Origin of the sequence: Moraxella sp. DOX410 (assembly GCF_032248735.1) — a bacterium.
Taxonomy (GTDB): Bacteria; Pseudomonadota; Gammaproteobacteria; order Pseudomonadales; family Moraxellaceae; genus Faucicola; species Faucicola tetraodonis.
This window is the reverse complement of sequence record NZ_CP135138.1, coordinates 1595989-1613436: the sequence shown is the minus strand read 5'-3', so window position 1 is coordinate 1613436 and position 17448 is coordinate 1595989. Positions and strand designations below refer to the sequence as shown.

Annotated in this window: 17 protein-coding genes, 5 tRNA genes and 1 pseudogene; 12 read left to right on the top strand and 11 right to left on the bottom strand. The window is 43.6% G+C overall.

The window, feature by feature from the left end:
• Positions 1–26: 26 nt before the first annotated feature.
• A complete protein-coding gene (locus RNZ41_RS07155) occupies positions 27–314 on the bottom strand; it encodes a hypothetical protein (protein WP_144917386.1) in 288 nt (95 codons plus the stop codon).
• A gap of 125 nt (positions 315–439) precedes the next feature.
• The gene (locus RNZ41_RS07150; RefSeq protein WP_314026949.1) at positions 440–985 is read right to left on the bottom strand and encodes a hypothetical protein; all 546 of its coding nucleotides are present in this window, start codon (positions 983–985) and stop codon (positions 440–442) included.
• Positions 986–1119: 134 nt separating this feature from the next.
• On the opposite strand from RNZ41_RS07150, the gene dnaQ reads away from it, so the two are divergent.
• From dnaQ to RNZ41_RS07115, 7 genes are all read left to right on the top strand, one after another.
• Positions 1120–2832: a DNA polymerase III subunit epsilon gene (gene dnaQ / locus RNZ41_RS07145; protein WP_314026948.1), complete on the top strand. Its 1713-nt coding sequence runs from the start codon at positions 1120–1122 to the stop codon at positions 2830–2832.
• Between the two features lie 193 nt (positions 2833–3025).
• Positions 3026–4717 (top strand): hypothetical protein, encoded by a 1692-nt coding sequence (locus tag RNZ41_RS07140; protein WP_314026947.1) that lies wholly within the window; start codon positions 3026–3028, stop codon positions 4715–4717.
• Between the two features lie 18 nt (positions 4718–4735).
• Positions 4736–5545: an NAD(+) diphosphatase gene (gene nudC, locus RNZ41_RS07135; protein WP_101964085.1), complete on the top strand. Its 810-nt coding sequence runs from the start codon at positions 4736–4738 to the stop codon at positions 5543–5545.
• A 126-nt stretch (positions 5546–5671) separates the two neighbouring features.
• On the top strand, positions 5672–6481 hold the full coding sequence (locus tag RNZ41_RS07130) for an RnfABCDGE type electron transport complex subunit B (protein ID WP_314026946.1): 810 nt from the start codon (positions 5672–5674) through the stop codon (positions 6479–6481).
• 81 nt (positions 6482–6562) lie between these two features.
• On the top strand, positions 6563–7207 hold the full coding sequence (gene nth, locus RNZ41_RS07125) for an endonuclease III (RefSeq protein ID WP_314027830.1): 645 nt from the start codon (positions 6563–6565) through the stop codon (positions 7205–7207).
• 198 nt (positions 7208–7405) lie between these two features.
• Entirely contained in the window at positions 7406–7939 is a 534-nt protein-coding gene (locus RNZ41_RS07120; RefSeq protein ID WP_060994803.1) for an inorganic diphosphatase, read from the top strand.
• A 131-nt stretch (positions 7940–8070) separates the two neighbouring features.
• On the top strand, positions 8071–9444 hold the full coding sequence (locus tag RNZ41_RS07115) for a 3-deoxy-D-manno-octulosonic acid transferase (RefSeq protein WP_314026945.1): 1374 nt from the start codon (positions 8071–8073) through the stop codon (positions 9442–9444).
• Between the two features lie 126 nt (positions 9445–9570).
• On the opposite strand, the gene RNZ41_RS07110 is transcribed toward RNZ41_RS07115, so the two are convergent.
• The 4 genes from RNZ41_RS07110 to RNZ41_RS07095 form a co-directional block, all read right to left on the bottom strand.
• Positions 9571–10371 carry a 3-hydroxybutyrate dehydrogenase gene (locus tag RNZ41_RS07110; protein ID WP_159676084.1) on the bottom strand — a complete coding sequence of 267 codons (801 nt, stop codon included), beginning with the start codon at positions 10369–10371 and terminating at the stop codon, positions 9571–9573.
• Between the two features lie 66 nt (positions 10372–10437).
• Entirely contained in the window at positions 10438–11220 is a 783-nt protein-coding gene (locus tag RNZ41_RS07105; RefSeq protein ID WP_314026944.1) for an acetoacetate decarboxylase, read from the bottom strand.
• Between the two features lie 218 nt (positions 11221–11438).
• On the bottom strand, positions 11439–12155 hold the full coding sequence (locus RNZ41_RS07100; RefSeq protein WP_314026943.1) for a 16S rRNA (uracil(1498)-N(3))-methyltransferase: 717 nt from the start codon (positions 12153–12155) through the stop codon (positions 11439–11441).
• A gap of 62 nt (positions 12156–12217) precedes the next feature.
• A tRNA-Ser gene (locus RNZ41_RS07095) sits at positions 12218–12307 on the bottom strand.
• A gap of 414 nt (positions 12308–12721) precedes the next feature.
• Between RNZ41_RS07095 and RNZ41_RS07090 the strand changes: the two are divergent.
• Positions 12722–12913, top strand: a pseudogene (locus tag RNZ41_RS07090) (cation:dicarboxylate symporter family transporter); the annotation flags it as partial.
• 106 nt (positions 12914–13019) lie between these two features.
• On the opposite strand, the gene RNZ41_RS07085 reads toward RNZ41_RS07090, so the two are convergent.
• The 4 genes from RNZ41_RS07085 to RNZ41_RS07070 form a co-directional block, all read right to left on the bottom strand.
• Positions 13020–13343 carry a CopG family transcriptional regulator gene (locus RNZ41_RS07085; protein WP_314026942.1) on the bottom strand — a complete coding sequence of 108 codons (324 nt, stop codon included), beginning with the start codon at positions 13341–13343 and terminating at the stop codon, positions 13020–13022.
• Between the two features lie 214 nt (positions 13344–13557).
• Positions 13558–14046 (bottom strand): hypothetical protein, encoded by a 489-nt coding sequence (locus tag RNZ41_RS07080; RefSeq protein WP_309596726.1) that lies wholly within the window; start codon positions 14044–14046, stop codon positions 13558–13560.
• Between the two features lie 171 nt (positions 14047–14217).
• Positions 14218–14293: transfer RNA gene (locus RNZ41_RS07075), tRNA-Asn, on the bottom strand.
• A gap of 181 nt (positions 14294–14474) precedes the next feature.
• Positions 14475–14550, bottom strand: a tRNA-Asn gene (locus RNZ41_RS07070).
• A 414-nt stretch (positions 14551–14964) separates the two neighbouring features.
• Here RNZ41_RS07070 and RNZ41_RS07065 point away from each other — a divergent pair.
• From RNZ41_RS07065 to RNZ41_RS07050, 4 genes are all read left to right on the top strand, one after another.
• Complete coding sequence (locus RNZ41_RS07065; protein ID WP_050772869.1) at positions 14965–15414, top strand: acyl-CoA thioesterase; 450 nt, start codon at positions 14965–14967, stop codon at positions 15412–15414.
• 8 nt (positions 15415–15422) lie between these two features.
• The gene (locus RNZ41_RS07060) at positions 15423–16106 is read left to right on the top strand and encodes a DUF2059 domain-containing protein (protein WP_314026941.1); all 684 of its coding nucleotides are present in this window, start codon (positions 15423–15425) and stop codon (positions 16104–16106) included.
• Between the two features lie 87 nt (positions 16107–16193).
• Positions 16194–16269 (top strand) — tRNA-Val (locus RNZ41_RS07055).
• Between the two features lie 27 nt (positions 16270–16296).
• A tRNA-Asp gene (locus RNZ41_RS07050) sits at positions 16297–16373 on the top strand.
• A 364-nt stretch (positions 16374–16737) separates the two neighbouring features.
• On the opposite strand, the gene RNZ41_RS07045 is transcribed toward RNZ41_RS07050, so the two are convergent.
• Positions 16738–17442: a potassium channel family protein gene (locus RNZ41_RS07045; protein WP_065252425.1), complete on the bottom strand. Its 705-nt coding sequence runs from the start codon at positions 17440–17442 to the stop codon at positions 16738–16740.
• Between the last annotated feature and the right edge of the window lie 6 nt (positions 17443–17448).

Sequence of the window (17448 nt, the reverse complement as noted above, 5' to 3'; positions counted from 1 at the left end):
ATCATGGTTCAACTAATCGGGTATGTTTAATCAGGTATATTCATCTTGTTGTTGGTATCTGCCGAAATACCATAATAAAAAACCCCTGTCGCCACCAAACTCGATACCAACACAAACATCATATCAAGCGCAGCTTTATGCATAACATATACATTCAATAGCGCAAAGACCACGAGCGCGAGCACAAAAAAAATAGCCACGTATTGCCATTTTTTATTATTTGGGAGGGTTGTGCCTTTGTATCGAAAATGACGGATACTAAAGCCACTAGTGTATGCCACCAAGCCCAGCACTAACCATGCAAAAAAATTCATCGCTTATTCTCTATCAATCGTTTGGGGTTAAAATTTGGATGGAATGTATTAATTCAAGCATCAAATCAAGCAGCAAACCAAGCTCATCAAGTCGAGCTCATCAAATCAAGCAACAACTTAGGTAATTAAAGTTTGGTGGTTTGCTCGCATGCCACTTTATAGACCGTATTGCTACCTTTGTAGATATAACCCAGATACGGGCTGTCAAATTGCGGGTTTAGGCTTGCAAAACTATCGGTGATTTTGGCAAGCACAAACACGCGGTCGGGACGGGCGATGACTTTTTCTAAGTATTGATGTTCATCGGCTTTGATGTCAAAGTATTTTTGTATATCTGGGCTGTCTGTTGCGATGACTTGCATGGCTTCAGGCTTGTCCCAGTTTTTGCTGGGGTCGTTAAACTCGCGCATTTGCATGGCATAGTTGTCACCATTTTTGATGATTTTGATTTGCGCAGGTTCCGTATGGCTGACTGTGTAACAGCCCACAAACACATCATCGCTAGCGGCAGGTTGTGATAACGCTGGCGACGGTTTTGCGCCATCGCTGCTAGTGGTTGCAGGGGATTGGGGCTTGTTACAAGCCGCCAAATTTAGGCTTAGCGCACAGACCATAGCCATACCCACCTTGGTCAACACAGGTGACACGAGTGCACGAGATTTGTTTTGCATAGACGTCCTTTAAACCTGCAGATAGCAACGATAAGCGGTTATTATAGACGTTTTAGCATGGCTTTTTGTGCTTTTTTTTCTTATACTGAGGGCTGTTTTTTGATTGTTTTGCTGTTTCATATGGGTTGTTATCTATGTCAAATCATGCCTTAACGCCCCTTGTGGGTCGAACCCTTGCCTATACTGATGGCGCCTGCCGTGGCAATCCTGGTAAGGGGGGCTTTGGCGCTGTGGTGATTTTACCGACGGGTGAGCAAATTGATATTTGCGGGGGTGAGGCCCATACCACCAACAACCGCATGGAGCTGATGGGTGCGATTGCGGCACTGGAAAACAGCCCAAAAACGTTACCGATTCAAATCTGGTCAGACTCTAGCTATGTCATCAAAGGTATCAGCGAATGGCTGGCAGGGTGGAAAAAGAAAAATTGGAAAAATGTCAAAAATGTGGAATTATGGCAGCGACTTGATAAGCTGTGTAAGCAGCGACAAATTGACTGGCAATGGGTCAAAGGACACGCCGGTCATGATGGCAATGAATATGCCGATAAGCTTGCAAACCAAGGCATAGACCAACTGCCCAAAAGCTTTAACAAAGTAATTAAAAATCCACCCAATCTCACCACTGATTTTAACGATGTAAAATCGGATTTTGGTGATAAAAACCCTGATTTTGATGATAAAAAAAAAGACCCGCCCATGAACCCAATGTCAACCGATAACAACCCAGTCCCCACTCACTCAGCGTTAACCCGCGATTTTAGCGATACGTCTTTTGATGACGCGCAAGATATGGCGTTTGCCGACAGTGAGATGATGGGTGATATCTTTTTGCAGGCACTTGACGGTGAGCCAGCCCCAAGCACTATTCAAACAAGCACTATCCAAACAAGCAAGGCTCAAACCCGCCATACTCAAGCTAGCCATACTCAAAGTGTCGATGTATCAACTCAGTCATCGTTAGGGGGGCAGGCAACTGACTTACCAACAAGTGCTAACCCACATTTTGCGGTGTTCACCAACCCACAAGGGCAATTTGTCGCGCAAGATGACAGCTTGATTGCCCAGCGTCCCGTGTTTAACGGTATTACCAGTCAGCCCAACCCGACTTTTATACCTTTATTGCCCATCGCCAAACACAAAGGGACTGCCAATCGCCAGCTGATTCTCGATACTGAGACCACAGGGTTTGAAGCGCAAAATGGTGACCGTATCATTGAGGTCGGTATCGTTGAGATGATTAATCGACGTTTTACCGGTGAAAAACTGCATGTCTATATCAACCCCAAAATTGAGATGGGTGAGGAAGTCATTCGCGTTCATGGCATTCACAATGTGTTTTTAAATGATATGCCCGTGTTTGAGCAAGTCGGTGAAGCGATTTATGATTTTTTGCAAGGCGCAGAACTCATCGCGCATAACGCGGGGTTTGACATGAGCTTTTTGCAAGCTGAGTTTGCGCGACTTGGCTTGCCCGATATCAACCAAACCGTCACTGTGACAGACAGCCTTGCCATCGCCAAACGCATGTTCGCAGGGCAGCGTAATACCTTGGACGCGCTGGTAAAACGTCTTAATGTCGGTAAACAAGACCGTACCTTCCACGGGGCGTTACTCGATGCCGAGATTTTAGCGGAAGTGTATCTGGCGATGACTGGCGGACAGGTTGCGTTAGCCATCGATGATGAGGTCGGCGGCGGTGTCGGCGGCGCAACTGAGCATCAGCGTTTTAGCACGACTATCAAGCGCTTTTTGGCAAGTAGCGAGGCTGAGCAGGCGCATCTTGAATGGCTTAACGCCTTAAAAGAGAACAACCCGCAGCTGGCTGAAAACTGGGCGAGTGTTTAACAATAAACAATGCCTCATTAAATTTTGTAAAGGCATTTCTTTGATGGGCAAAATTTCATGATAGAGTGTAATTATTGTGCGGGTGTTAACACTTTGACATAGACACTGGCATAGGGACGTCTTACAATAATCAGCAATAAGCGTAGCTGTCATTTTACCTTTATCAACTTAAAGTCATTTTGGATAAAAAAACATGAGTCTGCCAAGTCCTAACTCACAAAAACTAACGGCCACCAATTTTGATTTGCCTTCATTGCATTTATTAAGACCTGAGATTGCCGTGACGCTACACGATGCCGAGATGCATTTAAGTGAGTTTAATGACGACAGTAGTCAAGCGCCTTTGCTACTTGATTCCGTGGATACCTTGGCGCAACTGGCAAAAGTATTGCGGTTGATTCAATTAGAGGAAGGCTATGAACTTGCCAATAGTCTATCGGCAGGACTGCAAAAACTCTATGACGAGCGCGACCAACCCAACCGTGACAAAGCTGGCAATGACATGATGATGGATGTGTCAGAAGGTATCATGACGTTGGCGCGTTATATCGAGTTTGTATTACTTAAAGAGACCATTGAACCTTCGTTGTTGTTGCCGATTATCAATCAACTTCACAGCGATTTGAATCAGCCAGTGCTGCAGCTATCAGACTTAACTGCCAACAAAAACAGCAGTATCGTCATTGCCAATCCAGAACAAAATTACCAACCGTTAAAATCACTCGGCATTAACCCAAAAAAACTGGTGGAAGCTTATCGCGCAGGTCTGAGCGTGGCACTCACTGCACAGAGCAATCAATTATCGCCAAAAGAGCTAGAAAAACTCAAAGCCATGCAAGCGGCGTGTGAAATGGTTTCAAAACGTACCGACAGTTTGTTTTGGCATGCCGCTGATGCGGCTGTATCAGATTTGGCAGGGGTGTTACCGCTTAGTAACCTGCAAAAGCGGGCGCTTATTTTTGTTGAACAACAATTTAATGATTATCTACCTGTCAATGATTCTCGTTTTGCTGATTTGGTGCAATTTGCCAGTTCAAGAGATAGCCAGCTTGCCTTGCAAGTTCAGCACAAATTCTCGGCCAATACTTTAGATGAAACCCAGTTAAAAACCATGCGCCGCTTCTTATTTGGACCAGACCGTGAAGTGACCAGTACGCTTAACCAGCTCATCCAGCAAGAAATTGATTTGATAAAATCTGCCAGTGACAGTTATGCCCGCCAAGTTAATCTCAATTCAAGTCCAGATGAGATTGATAGTATGGCGCAGCGTTTGCATGATTTAAGTAGCGTGTTTAGAACCTTAAATTTAAATGAGGTGAGTGCAGCGCTGACTCAACAAATTGGCAAAGTAAAAACTTGGACGCAGCCAACGCCTGATGATTTTGATGAATTGCTTGGCACTTTAATGATGGCGGAAAATGCGGCAATTAACCTGGCAAAATCACATACCCCGGGTGCGGTAACATTGCCCGTGTACAACCAGACTATTTCGCTACATCAAATCGAAACGGCTCATAACACGCTCGTCCAAGAAAGCCGTACCGCCATTGCCACCATTGAAACTGCGCTCAATGATTATCTAAATGACACCGACAAAGATATTCTACATATCAAGCCTGTGCCTGATATCATGCGCACTATCTCGGGTGCTTGCTTATTTTTAAACTTACCTCGACAAAGCCAACTGCTCAAACGCGGTGCCACAGTGCTACAAAACTTAACTGAGCAACAGGGTCGCGAGTTGTCAGAGCATGAGCTTGCTAAAATTGCCGATATTGTGATGTCAGCAGATTATTATCTAGAAAGTCTTGAAACGAACAAACCCGCAGGCAACCATGCAATGTATGTCGGCTATCGCAGCTTACAACACATGCTTGTGGCTTAGGGTGATTTGGTAACCAATATGACCGCATTACACCATTATTTGCTTATTTGTGATAACGATAAGTTCGCTTGTGTAGGCGGACTTCCTTTTTTTTATTGTTGTGAGGACGTGCCCGCTCAGGCCGTTAAAGTGAACACCGATGAGGCAGGCAACAGTATTTATGCCATTGCCCATCAAGATATCGACTTGTCACAATCGCCAGAAGAGAGTACAGGACAGATTGAGTTTCTGCGCTTTCGGCATCTGATTGGCAGCCTTGACGCCCTACAAACCAGCCAATTAGCCAAAGCCATGCAGTTGTTACGCTTTCGTCAAGATCATCAATTTTGTAGCCGCTGTGGTACGCCCACGGAGTTACACCCCATTGAAAATGCCACCGTTTGCCCCAGCTGCCATTATCACCAGTATCCCCGAGTGCAGCCTTGTATGATCACCGCCATCATCAAAACCACCATGGACAAACCACAGATTTTGTTGGCGCATCATCTACGGGCGACAGATAGCAAAATGTATACCGTGCTGGCAGGTTTTGTGGAAGTCGGTGAGAGCTTAGAGCAATGCGTGCATCGTGAAGTGATGGAAGAGGTGGGGTTATCTGTCAGCAATTTGCGCTATTTTGGCAGCCAACCGTGGCCTTTTCCCAGCAATTTAATGGTAGGGTTTATTGCAGAGTACCAAAGTGGCGATATCAGTATAGATAACAATGAGCTGATGGATGCCCAGTTTTTTGATATAGATAGCTTAGATGAAAACGGCCCTATCATCCCGCCAAAAGGCACGATTGCTTACCAACTGATCGAATGGGTCAAACAGCATTACCAATCTTAAATAGATTGATTCAGTAGTTTTTCTTGATGATTTTTCTTGATGATTTGTCTTGATAGGTTATAGGCGAAATAGGTATGAGCTATGGTAAAATATACACTGATGATTATAGTGAATAAAAATTGAGCCATGTCTGATAGCCAACCTGTTTTCAAGGTACCCAATCTATTTAATAATTTAAACTTAAATAGCCTAAGTATCGAGCATCAACGATTAATACAACAAATCGACCAAGTCCTGCCACAAACCCAATGCGGGCTATGCGGTCATCCTGAAGGCTGTCTGCCGTATGCCACCGCCATTGTCACACTGGGTGAGTCGCATAACCAATGCGTGCCCGGTGGGCAATCAGTCACCGACCAAATCGGCAAATTGCTTGGGCGTATCCCACTGACGGCTGAAGCCTCAAAGTGGCAAACCGATCCCGCTACCAATCGTCCGATGGAAATGCGAGCCATCATTCGAGAAGAAGATTGCATTGGCTGTACCAAATGTATCCCTGCGTGTCCTGTCGATGCCATTATTGGCTCAGGCAAACGTATGCACACCATTTTTACCGACCTATGCACAGGTTGTGAGCTGTGTTTGCCGCCCTGTCCAGTGGACTGCATCGAGCTGGTGCCCTTCACACGGTTGCTGGATGACGCGACAAGGCAAACCGAGCAAGACGGCTTACGCGCGCGCTATTACGCCCACCTTGACCGTATCGAACGCCAAGTCAATGACAACACCAATGCCAAACCTGTGGTCAGTATGGTACAAGCCAAACTCAATGATATCAAAGTGGATATCGATGAAGCAGCGGCTAAAAACGCCATTGAAGCGGCAAAACTACGCACCCAAATCAAAAAATTAGAAAAACAACTTGCCGTACGCGCTGATGACAACAAACAAGCCTTGGTGCAAGCCTTGCAGCAGCAACTTGCGACACTGCCATAACCTAAAGAGTGCATGATGGTTGCCAACATTAAGCCAAAAATCCAAGTGCCCAAAACTGCAGAGACACCGCCATCACGGCGCATGCCCAATAAAAACGTGTTGCCGTTTTTCCAAAAATTAGCAGCAGCCATTGAAAAACCAGAGACGGAACTGGAATATCAGAGCAACTTTGAATTGTTGATCGCGGTCATACTGTCGGCACAAGCCACCGATGTCAGTGTCAATCTGGCTACCCGCAAACTATATGCCGTCGCCAATACCCCGCAAGCAATGTTGGATTTGGGTGAAGCTGGGCTAAAAAGCTATATCAAAACCATTGGGCTATATAATAGCAAAGCCAAAAATGTGATGAAATGCTGTCAAGACTTGGTGGATAAATTTGCTAGCGAAGTACCGCAAACCCGCCACGAGCTTGAAAGCCTAGCAGGGGTAGGGCGAAAAACTGCCAATGTGGTGCTTAACACTGCCTTTGGGCAGCCCACCATGGCAGTGGATACCCATATTTTTCGTGTCGGCAATCGCACAGGCTTGGCAACGGGTAAAAATGTGCGAGAAGTGGAAGATAAACTCATCGCACGCATACCACAGGACTATATATTGGACGCGCACCATTATTTGATTTTGCATGGACGCTATACTTGTAAAGCTAGAAGTCCCGAATGTGGCAAATGCCCAGTGTATGACGAATGTATGTTTAAAGACAAAGCCAAGTTTATTGAAAAGTAAGTGGATTTAAATTGACACAGGATGTTAAACGACCAATTTTTTAATTCCAAATTTGCCTATGCATATTCATAATCTCCTAGAAGTTGCGGCGGGAAAAAATAGAGAAAGCCAACAGACTTTGCTATAATCAACCCACTTTTAGGCTACTTTTTTACAAGCAGTTTTATAAACAACTTTACTAACAAAAAGGAAAAACTCATGGCAGATTTTAACCAAATTCTTGATGCGGGCGACGTTGACGGCGGCGTGATTAACGTGGTTATCGAAATCCCAGCGGGCTCAAACAACAAAATCGAATGGAACCGTAAACTTGGCGTGATGCAACTTGACCGCGTAGAGCCACAATTATTTGCCAAACCTACCAACTATGGTTTTATCCCACAAACCCTTGATGAAGATGGCGACGAATTAGACGCACTGATCATCACTGACACCCCGCTACCAACAGGCATCTTTATCGAAGCCAAAGTCATTGGCGTGATGAAATTCGTGGATGATGGTGAAGTAGATGATAAAGTGGTGGTAGTACCTGCCGATGACCGCAACAACGGTAACGCTATCAATACCCTAGCAGATTTACCACAGCAACTGATTAAGCAAATCGAGTTCCATTTTAATCACTATAAAGATTTGAAAAAAGCGGGCACAACCAAAGTTGAAAGCTGGGGCGACATTGAAGAAGCCAAAGCGGTGATTAAAGAATCACAAAAACGCTGGACAGAACAAGCCTAATGGCTGGTGTTGAATTTTGCGAACGTCTAAGTTCAAAAACCCTACTTACAAAGTAGGGTTTTTTTATTGCTATTTTAGCCCTCGTTTTTTACAATGACGGCATTTTTTATTAAGTTGTTTCAAGAGTCGTTATGCAAGCCACACCGTTATACTATCGTCTCGCTATGTCGCTGTTAAAGCCACTATACCAACTAAAACTTGCGAGCAAAACCACCTTGCCTAATGAAAAGCAGCAACGCTTTGGTCAAGTGTTTCCAAAGATTCACACCCGCCAGCCGATAATTTGGTGTCATGCGGTGTCACTCGGTGAAACCAATACTGCCGAACCGATTTTAAGAGATTTGCTCGCGCAAGGCTATGCCCTGTGGGTGACCAATACCACCCATACAGGCTATAACCGCGTCGAGCAGCTGTTTGCGCCTGAAATAGCAGCCGGCAAGGTGTACCATAGTTTTGTACCTGTCGATAGCAAAGCGGTGATTGATAAATTTTTGGCGCATGTTCAACCCGTCGCCGCGTTATTTATCGAGACTGAATTGTGGGGCACCACGCTTGCTGAACTGAACAATCGTCAAATTGCCACGATTTTGGTCAATGGTCGCTTGTCAGAAAAATCTTTTAAGGGGTATCAAAAAGCTGCCAAACTTAGCCAAAGTATGATGGAGAATCTAAGCCTTATCATCGCCCAAGACAGCGATTCTGCCAAACGCTTTCGCCAATTGGGCGCTACCAGTGACAAAATCCGCATTGCCAGCTCGCTTAAATGGTCTAGTAAAACTAACCCGTTGATGCTAAGCCGTGCCGAAAAGTTAAAACAAAGTTGGCACTTGTCAGATCGTGCCGTGATTTTGGCAGCCAGCACCCATGAAGGCGAAGAATTGGCAATTTTAGACAGCTTTTTAACCGTGAAAGCCCAGTATGCCAACCGTCATCCGCTACTCATTATCGTACCACGTCACCCCGAGCGGTTTGATGATGTTGCCAAATTGATTGATGCCAAAAATTTACCGGTAATTCGTCGTAGTCAAGATGGTGAACCTGCCAAAAGTGAGAGCGTTTATTTGGCAGATAGTATGGGTGAACTTGGCGTGTGGTATGCTCTTTCAGACATTGCCATTGTCGGTGGGTCTTTGGTTAATATCGGGGGGCATAATCCGATTGAAGCAGCCATTGTCGGCAAGCCAATTATTATGGGGCAATATACCCAATCTTGCCAACTGATTGTAGATCAGTTAAAACAAGCGGGTGCATTGGCGCAAGCCAATGGTAGTGATGAATTAACGCAGCAACTGGCTCACTGGCTTGCCAATCCAAAATCCGCCCAAACTGCAGGTCACGTCGGGCAAATCTTAGCAGAAAAATATCAAGATGCGACCAAGCAACAACTTGCCATGATCATGCAATGTATCGCTGATAACAATGAACAGCTTATAAAATCAGAGATTCAAAAAATTGACCATGAACCTGTGGCGAGTGATGGTCGAAAGTTCATTGACGATCTGTAATCTATGCATTAACCATTTATATAGATTGCAAATGCAAAAATAAAAAGGACTAGCCAAGCTAGTCCTTTTTTATCAGTCAGTTTTGTAGTTTATTTTTGTAGTTTGGTTTTATAAGCCAGTATTCGGCTATTTCATAAACCAGCCGTGACTTGCGATAAATGATTGACCGGTCATCGCATTGGTTGGGAAAGCCGTTAAAAATAAGGTTAATTGAGCGATATCATCGGTTGTGGTAAATTCACCATCAACGGTTTGACCCAGCATCACGTTTTTCACCACTTCTTCTTCAGAAATGCCTTTTTCTTTGGCTTGTTCTGGGATTTGTTTTTCAACCAGTGGGGTTTTGACAAAGCCCGGACATACCACATATGAGCGCACATTGTGAGCGGCGCCTTCTTTAGCCAATACACGGGCTAGACCTAATAGCGCGTGTTTGGCAGAGACGTACGGCGCTTTTAGGGCTGATGCTTCATGCGAGTGGACTGAGCCCATATAAATAACGGTACCTACTTTGTCATTCTGATACATGTATTTAAGTGCCGCTTTGGTAGTCAAAAAAGCACCGTCTAGATGAATGGCAATCATTTTTTTCCAATCAGCGTAGCTAAATTGGTCGATTGGATTGATGATTTGGATACCGGCATTGGACACTAAAATATCAATATCCCCAAATTCTTGTACCAGTTTATCCACGCCAGCATTTACCGCATCTTCATTGGTCACATCCATTACAATGGCAACCGCTTTGCCGCCTGCGGATTTAATTGCATCCACGGTTGCTTGCGCCGCATCTGGGTTGATATCTGCAATACCTACCGCAGCGCCTGCTTTGGCGTAGGTTTCTGCGATATCGCGGCCGATACCACTTGCAGAGCCAGTGACGAGTGCGACTTTACCGGTTAAATCGGTAGTGAGTTGAGTAGCCATATTTTTCTCCTTAAGTTTTTATGACAAAGTGGTTTTATTATGACGGTTTTAATTATTGAAAATTAATTATTGAAAGTTACTATCGGGACGGGCTTGCGCATCAGCAATGTAATCTACCGCTACTTCACCCAACGCAAGGGTGAGATTAGCAATAATATGAGAGGTTTTGACGATTTCTAGCACAGGTAATTTTGACACGGGTGCCATCACATGGTCAAATAACTGTAAGGTAGCAGGTCCTGTATAGGCTGCTTTAACTTCTACATCGGTCAAATAATAGCGCACCAACTCGCAAATCCGCGGCGTGCCATCGACATGGGGAATAAGTTTTAACAAATAATTGGGCGTTTTTTCCATATTGGATTTGACGGTGGCTTTGTCCAGCTCATCATATTTATACGCCATAGTGCCTGTAGCTACGCGCACACTACCATAGTCGAGGGTGCCAAGTAGGGTGTCGGTGTTGTCGACGGTTAATACAGGCGATGCCATTTTTTTTGGAAAACCCCACAGCTCACGGCCGCCTGCGGTGGGTCCAAAGTCATCTAAAAACATACAATGGGTATAATTGGCATGACGACCTTCAGCATCAATCACTTCAATCACTTGTCCCGATTCGGTATAGTTGCCAAAACCTGTGCTGTTAGGCATGCGAATAAACTCGTAACTCACCAGCGCGTCATCAGTGATTTGGAGTGGCTCAGGTACAATAGCGCGCAGTTTTTCGGGATCTGTGCGGTAGGTGATAATAAAGTATTCGCGGTCAAAAAATTCGTAAGGACCATTCGAACAAGGTGGATCAGTAAAAGGCATAAACGTCGCGTTATCTAAGATATCACTCGCTTTCATCAGCTTTCCTTTTTATCTCGTTATTTTATCTAGTTATGCAATATTATTTAATTTTATCGTTATGACATGAAGCAGGAAATATCATACACCCTTATGCAAAATCAATCCCAAGACAAAATTGTTATGTTGTTGTAATGATTTTTTCAGACTCGCGTCGGCTTAACTTTGGCGATAGCAGGTTATCTGACGGCAAGGTAGGGCTGTTCTTATGGGCTATTTTATTGGCGGGTTAACATTGCATGACCGCATAGCACACTCACGGCATTCTCAGTGCGTAAGATGCGATTGCCAATATGCGCCACTTGGCAGCCAGCGGTTTTGAACAATTCGACTTCATAATCGATCCAGCCGCCTTCAGCCCCAATCACTAGCACATGTGGCAAGACATTGTCCCACACTTGGGTAAACGGCTCATTGGCATAAGGATGTGCCAAAATCGCCTGTTTACCCGCGATTAAAGTAGGTAGTTCATCTTCAACAAAGGGTTTTAAGCGTTTTTTGAGGCTCACGGTCGGGCTTACGGTATCGCAGGCTTGTTGTAAGCCTTCCTGAATATAGGTGTCAAGTTGAGTTAAAAATGGGGTTTGCCAGTAGCTCTTTTCACTACGGTAACTATTGACCAAGATAATATGCTGGGCACCCATCGCCGTCATGTCCAGAAATAGCCGACGCAATACCTTGGGGCGGGGAATTGCCAAAATAACCGTCAGTGGCAGTTTGGCAGGTGGGGGGGTCGTACAGTGGATTTGCGATAATTCAATACTTGAATCGTGGATATTGCTCACAACCGCTGTGCCTAAATGCCCATTTTTGATACCGACTTTCACCGTATCGCCCAATGTCACTTTAAGCACCTGTTTTAAATGCATCACGCTCGTTTTATCATCAATAATAGCGGTCGATAAGGTATTTTGTGGTAAAAGAATGATATTCATAGGGATAAATCTTAGGCAATAAAAAACCCCAAAACTTAATTAAGTCAGGGGTTTTTTTAATATGGCGGAAGCTGAGAGATTCGAACTCTCGAAGGGCTCGCACCCTTGCCGGTTTTCAAGACCGGTGCATTCAACCGCTCTGCCAAGCTTCCAAATTGTGGTGGCTATTATATACAAGTGAAATAACAATGCAAGCATTTTTTTACGTTAATGCAAAAAATATTAGCAAAAGAAAGCTAAATAGAAAGCTAAACAGAAAGTTGGCTAACTATGCTGAAAATTTTGGCTTAATACTTGAGCTTCATACCTTGCGCTAATGTTAAGCAACATATTGAGGCAAAAAACGCTCAAAAACCCATCAATCCTGCGTCTAAAAATATTGATACAACGGATTGTTTTAGTGCCTCCATGTGACCCATTACAGCTTAACAATAATGTTGAAAATTACCTTGCTGATATGTTATCACATTGTTAATAACTCGCTGCTCTGGCACGTTACAATGGCTTTTCAGTCATCAAAATGATCAAGTACATCAAAGATGAATTACTATTGGTGTTAGGCAGCAGTCGAAGGGATGGCACTTATCTTAGGGATTGACCGCTTTATGTCAGAGTGCCGTGCATTGACCAACTTGACCGGTAATGCCTGTGCGACGATTGTCGTGTCACGTTGGGAAAATGCGCTAGACAAACAGCGTTTGGACGCAGCGCTCAATGGTCAGCCATTACCGCCTATTGAGCATCATCCCACTGTATAATTGTATAAAGAATAACCCTAGAAAAGTTAAGCGTATAAAAGCGTTGGTTAATCGTAAAAAACCCAAAACATTTGCGTTTTGGGTTTTTTTATGGGGCTAAAAATGCTTAAGGTTTTGCCGTATCGTTTGCTTTGGCTTTGGCTTTGGCTTTGGCTTCTGGCTCATTGGCTGTCTCATCAATCGCTTCAAAAATCACCTCATCAGCCACCCCTTGACGCTTCAGCTTTTCGATAAAACGGCTGTCTTTGGCGAGTGAGTAGCCGACATTCTCGGCATCGAGTCCCCGGCGAATATATAAGCGAATCAAGCCTTGAATACGTGGAAAACCATGATTTTTGGCGACTTGGGTTAACAAATCCCGCATTTCTTCAGTGATTTTGATATGAATAGGAACCATGACTTGTTGATTTTTTTTGATTTTAGTAATCATTTGCATGCCTCGCGTGTGATCAATTTTTAGCAATGAAGCTAGATGTAACCAGTTTATCAATTAGACGGAAAATTTAGCACAATTAGATATCTTTAACCTAGTGTAATTATTTCATTGGCGAGAAACAAGCAAGGCAAACGTAAAATTCCTACAAAAATCTTAGCCAAATGTTGCATTAGCTTAACGCTGCACGCGACAATCAGGCGAAATTTCTTTACAAAATTTGTTGTTCCCAATAGGCCTGTACCGATTTATCACATTGATAAACCTTCTCAACGATGCGATCGGCAGGGGCATTATTCACTTTTTTTACCAATTCAACCCACAGCTCAGGCGTACCGAGTTCAATAATCACATTAAACAGGGGCGTCATATCGCGCTGCAACAGCGATTGGTCAATCATATATGCCGCAAACACACACGCTTTCGGGCTTTTATCGGACACTGCGCGATAAGCCATGCCATCAAGCAAGGCTGGCACGGTGATTTTGAATTCTGGTAAAAGCTGCATGGCTAAATGCGCGCTATCAGGCAGCTTGATAAGCTCAATAAATTGGGTGATTAAGTTTTCATAGTAAGATTTATCATCTGGCGACAGTTTACCTTGCTGCTGATCGCTTACTAGCTGGGTGATGCGGTCTTTATTAATCGCTTGTTGCAGGGCTAAAAATTGAGATTGGGTAGGGGAAAACGACAGTGTCATAAGTAGTATCTTATCAATAGTATCTTATAGTAGTACTAGTAGTACTTTAGCAAGTGAGATAATAGGGTATCAAACAAAGGCGTAGTAAACAGCAAATTGCTAAACTTTGCTCATAAAAAAACCCATTCACAAGGGAACGGGTTCAAAATATACAACAGAATCTGGCTTGATTGGCTCTCCAACCTGGGCTCGAACCAGGGACACATGGATTAACAGTCCATTGCTCTACCGACTGAGCTATTGGAGAACAGATAATCAAGTGGTGCGTATATTACTGAGATTTAAAAAATGAGTCAAGCATTTTTAGCAAAAAATTCATGATGCAAAATGAATAATAGCAATCAAAATAATTCATAGCAATAACGATAGAGAAAAATTCTACATAAAAAAAAGACCTTTAACAAGCGATGTTAAAGGTCTTCTTAATATGGCTCTCCAACCTGGGCTCGAACCAGGGACACATGGATTAACAGTCCATTGCTCTACCGACTGAGCTATTGGAGAATAAGCGGTAGAATTTTTTGTTAAACCTGCAAAAATCATCGCAGCGTTTAAGTGGTGCGTATTTTAGCAAATTAACCGTGACTGTCAAGCCCTATATCAAAAAATCTTTGGAAATTTTTATTTTTGACCAGATAGTGGCTAGTAAGCAGTCAGTTACTGATTGGCTATTGTGATGATAAGGCGAATTTGCTACTTTAGCGGTTAATGCATCGCTGTATTGGCCAAGTTGCCTCCCAGCTACGTTGCTTCCTAGCTACGTTCTCACCGCTCGCTATGTTGATTCACAGCTAGGCTGCCGAGGTTGATAATTTTTTATGATAGTTGTTATATAAATTAAGAAGGATCGTCATTGTGCCCAACGCCATTGAATCAAATCAAAATTTGCAAGTTGCCCCTTTACAAAACGAACTTACCATGTCTGTGCTGATGACGCCTGATTTGGCAAATTTCACCGGCAATGTGCATGGCGGTGATTTATTAAAAATGCTTGACCAAGTGGCTTATGCTTGTGCCAGTCGCTATAGCGGTAGCTACGTGGTGACGCTATCGGTGGATCAAGTGATTTTTCGTGAGCCGATTCATGTAGGGGAGTTAGTCACCTTTTTGGCAAGCGTCAATTATGTGGGCAAAACTTCGATGGAAGTGGGTATTCGAGTGCAAGCAGAAAATATCCAAAACCGTACGATACGCCATACCAACAGTTGTTACTTTACCATGGTAGCGGTGGATAAATATGGCAAGCCCACCCGTGTACCACCCCTTGAAATCAAAGATAGCCCGCAAGAATGCCGCCAAAAAGCCGCACAGATGCGTAAAGCATTGCGTTTTCAAAGTAACAACATTCCCCAATGTGATATCGAGTAGACAGAAAAATGCGTCATAAATATCCCGCTAAAAAAACCAACACACCGTTAATTCTATCAGGCTCATTAAATGCTAAAAAATTAGCCTTGCTAGCCTTGTTGACATCGACTGGTATTACGACGTTGGTTCATCCTGCTTACGCCGAATTAATCATTCAAAACAACCCAGTCAATGCAGTCAATGCCCAACCTTCAATTGCGACTCTCAATGAATTGCAAACCCAGCCCACGGATGCATCGCTTGACAAGCTTATCAAGGTGCTACATATCGATAAAATGATTGATGAAATGATTGCCCAACGCCAGCAAGCGGCCAATATGATGAAAGGGCTACCCCAAGAATTGCCTATGGATGAAAACGCGGGCATTTTTAGCCGTCATGCGCAAAAACAACTTAAAAATATCTTTGTTAAATATAGCACCGTCTTGGGACAGCAATTAGACCAACCTATCTCTAAACAGCAACTGCAACAAGCTTATCAAGCAATTGCCAAAAAAACCTATACCCAAGCTGAAGTCGATGCCCTCAACCAATTTTATGAGACCCCAATGGGACAACGTATCTTGAGCAAACAATCGCAAGTTTCCAGTGAGTTTGTGCAGGTGATGATGCCGACCCTGATAGGTGACACAAGCCAATTTGAAAAAGCGATGCCAAGCTTGCAAAAAGATATCGAAAAAATCTTTAAATAACTAGTTGACAATCCATGACAAGTCTATATAATACGCGTCACTTCGATGATATTGAAGCAACTTGATTGGCTTATAGATTGCCTATCAGGGTCGTTAGCTCAGTTGGTAGAGCGTCTGCCTTACACGCAGAATGTCGGCGGTTCGAATCCGTCACGACCCACCAACCTATATCATCGCTATCAGCTACCGTGCAGTGGTAGTTCAGTTGGTTAGAATACCGGCCTGTCACGCCGGGGGTCGCGGGTTCGAGTCCCGTCCGCTGCGCCACTTATTTTAGTGGAACTAAAAACGAAATTTTTAAAGTTTTATGCCTCAAATCTCCCCTGATTTGAGGTTTTTTTTGGCTTAGATTTTATACCAAGTTATTGATTTTAAAAAATATATTGTTTTATATATTTTTCTCTTGATGTGATTAGGAAAATTGATTTTTATTGTTAAGTTGAAAAGATATCTATTTTTAATATTTAAGTAAAACTAACGTGACCAAAGGCTTGTGACCAAAACGTGACCATTTTGTGACCAAAAATTTTGGCTCACGACCTACAAGGTCGCAAGCCGTTGTTCAAACACAAGAAGCCTAGCGAAAATCAAAAAATTAGCCACAACGACTAGATGCTTTGATGGAGTATTGTCAACTATTCTGGGAGGCGTGCATATACTTGAACAGCCGTCTTAAGTCATTGGTTTCCCCAAATAATACTAAAACTGTATTAGGCTCAATGACAAAATCTGGATGCACAATGCCATCGATTTTGGATTGCGTTTGATTTCGACCAAAACCAAATTGGTTTTGGTGAAATGAAATGGTGGTTAACAGCATCACATTAAACTGATTGATTAAATCAAGCGCGTGAACTGTTTTACCGTAAAATGTAGGCGGTGTCTGTATTTGAACGATGCTATAATCGTTATCGAGTTCAAACGAATCAATTAAGCCATTTAGCGAGAGCTTTTTTGCCCAGTGCGTTGCCGCCTCGTTTTCAGGTTGGATGATATCATCAACCCCCAATGCTTGTAGCACTTTTTCATGCAGTGGGTTAATGGCTCGGCTAATGATATATTTGGCATTAAGATTTTTGAATAGGGCAGTGACCATCACGTTTTGCCCTTGGTCTTCGCCAATGGTAATGAGCACCACATCTGTCTGGGCGATGGGTAAGCCCGAGACGGCGTTTTCGCTGGTAGAATCGATACAAATCGTGTGCGAAATGGATTCTTTGTAGCGCTCAACTTTATCCATATCGATATCAATACCAATGACCTCATGTCCTTGACTGGTGAGTTTGGTGGCGAGTGATGAGCCAAAATTGCCTAGACCGACGATGATGTATTTCATATCTAA

What these genes read in the sequence shown, in the direction of transcription:
- RNZ41_RS07140 (WP_314026947.1), top strand. Translation starts at nt 3,026, where the DNA reads ATGAGTCTGCCAAGTCCTAACTCACAAAAACTAACGGCCACCAATTTT.
- RNZ41_RS07155 (WP_144917386.1), bottom strand. Translation starts at nt 314, where the DNA reads ATGAATTTTTTTGCATGGTTAGTGCTGGGCTTGGTGGCATACACTAGT.
- RNZ41_RS07045 (WP_065252425.1), bottom strand. Translation starts at nt 17,442, where the DNA reads ATGAAATACATCATCGTCGGTCTAGGCAATTTTGGCTCATCACTCGCC.
- RNZ41_RS07120 (WP_060994803.1), top strand. Translation starts at nt 7,406, where the DNA reads ATGGCAGATTTTAACCAAATTCTTGATGCGGGCGACGTTGACGGCGGC.
- RNZ41_RS07105 (WP_314026944.1), bottom strand. Translation starts at nt 11,220, where the DNA reads ATGAAAGCGAGTGATATCTTAGATAACGCGACGTTTATGCCTTTTACT.
- nth (WP_314027830.1), top strand. Translation starts at nt 6,563, where the DNA reads ATGCCCAATAAAAACGTGTTGCCGTTTTTCCAAAAATTAGCAGCAGCC.
- RNZ41_RS07100 (WP_314026943.1), bottom strand. Translation starts at nt 12,155, where the DNA reads ATGAATATCATTCTTTTACCACAAAATACCTTATCGACCGCTATTATT.
- RNZ41_RS07110 (WP_159676084.1), bottom strand. Translation starts at nt 10,371, where the DNA reads ATGGCTACTCAACTCACTACCGATTTAACCGGTAAAGTCGCACTCGTC.
- RNZ41_RS07060 (WP_314026941.1), top strand. Translation starts at nt 15,423, where the DNA reads ATGCGTCATAAATATCCCGCTAAAAAAACCAACACACCGTTAATTCTA.
- RNZ41_RS07150 (WP_314026949.1), bottom strand. Translation starts at nt 985, where the DNA reads ATGCAAAACAAATCTCGTGCACTCGTGTCACCTGTGTTGACCAAGGTG.
- nudC (WP_101964085.1), top strand. Translation starts at nt 4,736, where the DNA reads ATGACCGCATTACACCATTATTTGCTTATTTGTGATAACGATAAGTTC.
- RNZ41_RS07085 (WP_314026942.1), bottom strand. Translation starts at nt 13,343, where the DNA reads ATGATTACTAAAATCAAAAAAAATCAACAAGTCATGGTTCCTATTCAT.
- RNZ41_RS07080 (WP_309596726.1), bottom strand. Translation starts at nt 14,046, where the DNA reads ATGACACTGTCGTTTTCCCCTACCCAATCTCAATTTTTAGCCCTGCAA.
- dnaQ (WP_314026948.1), top strand. Translation starts at nt 1,120, where the DNA reads ATGTCAAATCATGCCTTAACGCCCCTTGTGGGTCGAACCCTTGCCTAT.
- RNZ41_RS07130 (WP_314026946.1), top strand. Translation starts at nt 5,672, where the DNA reads ATGTCTGATAGCCAACCTGTTTTCAAGGTACCCAATCTATTTAATAAT.
- RNZ41_RS07115 (WP_314026945.1), top strand. Translation starts at nt 8,071, where the DNA reads ATGCAAGCCACACCGTTATACTATCGTCTCGCTATGTCGCTGTTAAAG.
- RNZ41_RS07065 (WP_050772869.1), top strand. Translation starts at nt 14,965, where the DNA reads ATGTCTGTGCTGATGACGCCTGATTTGGCAAATTTCACCGGCAATGTG.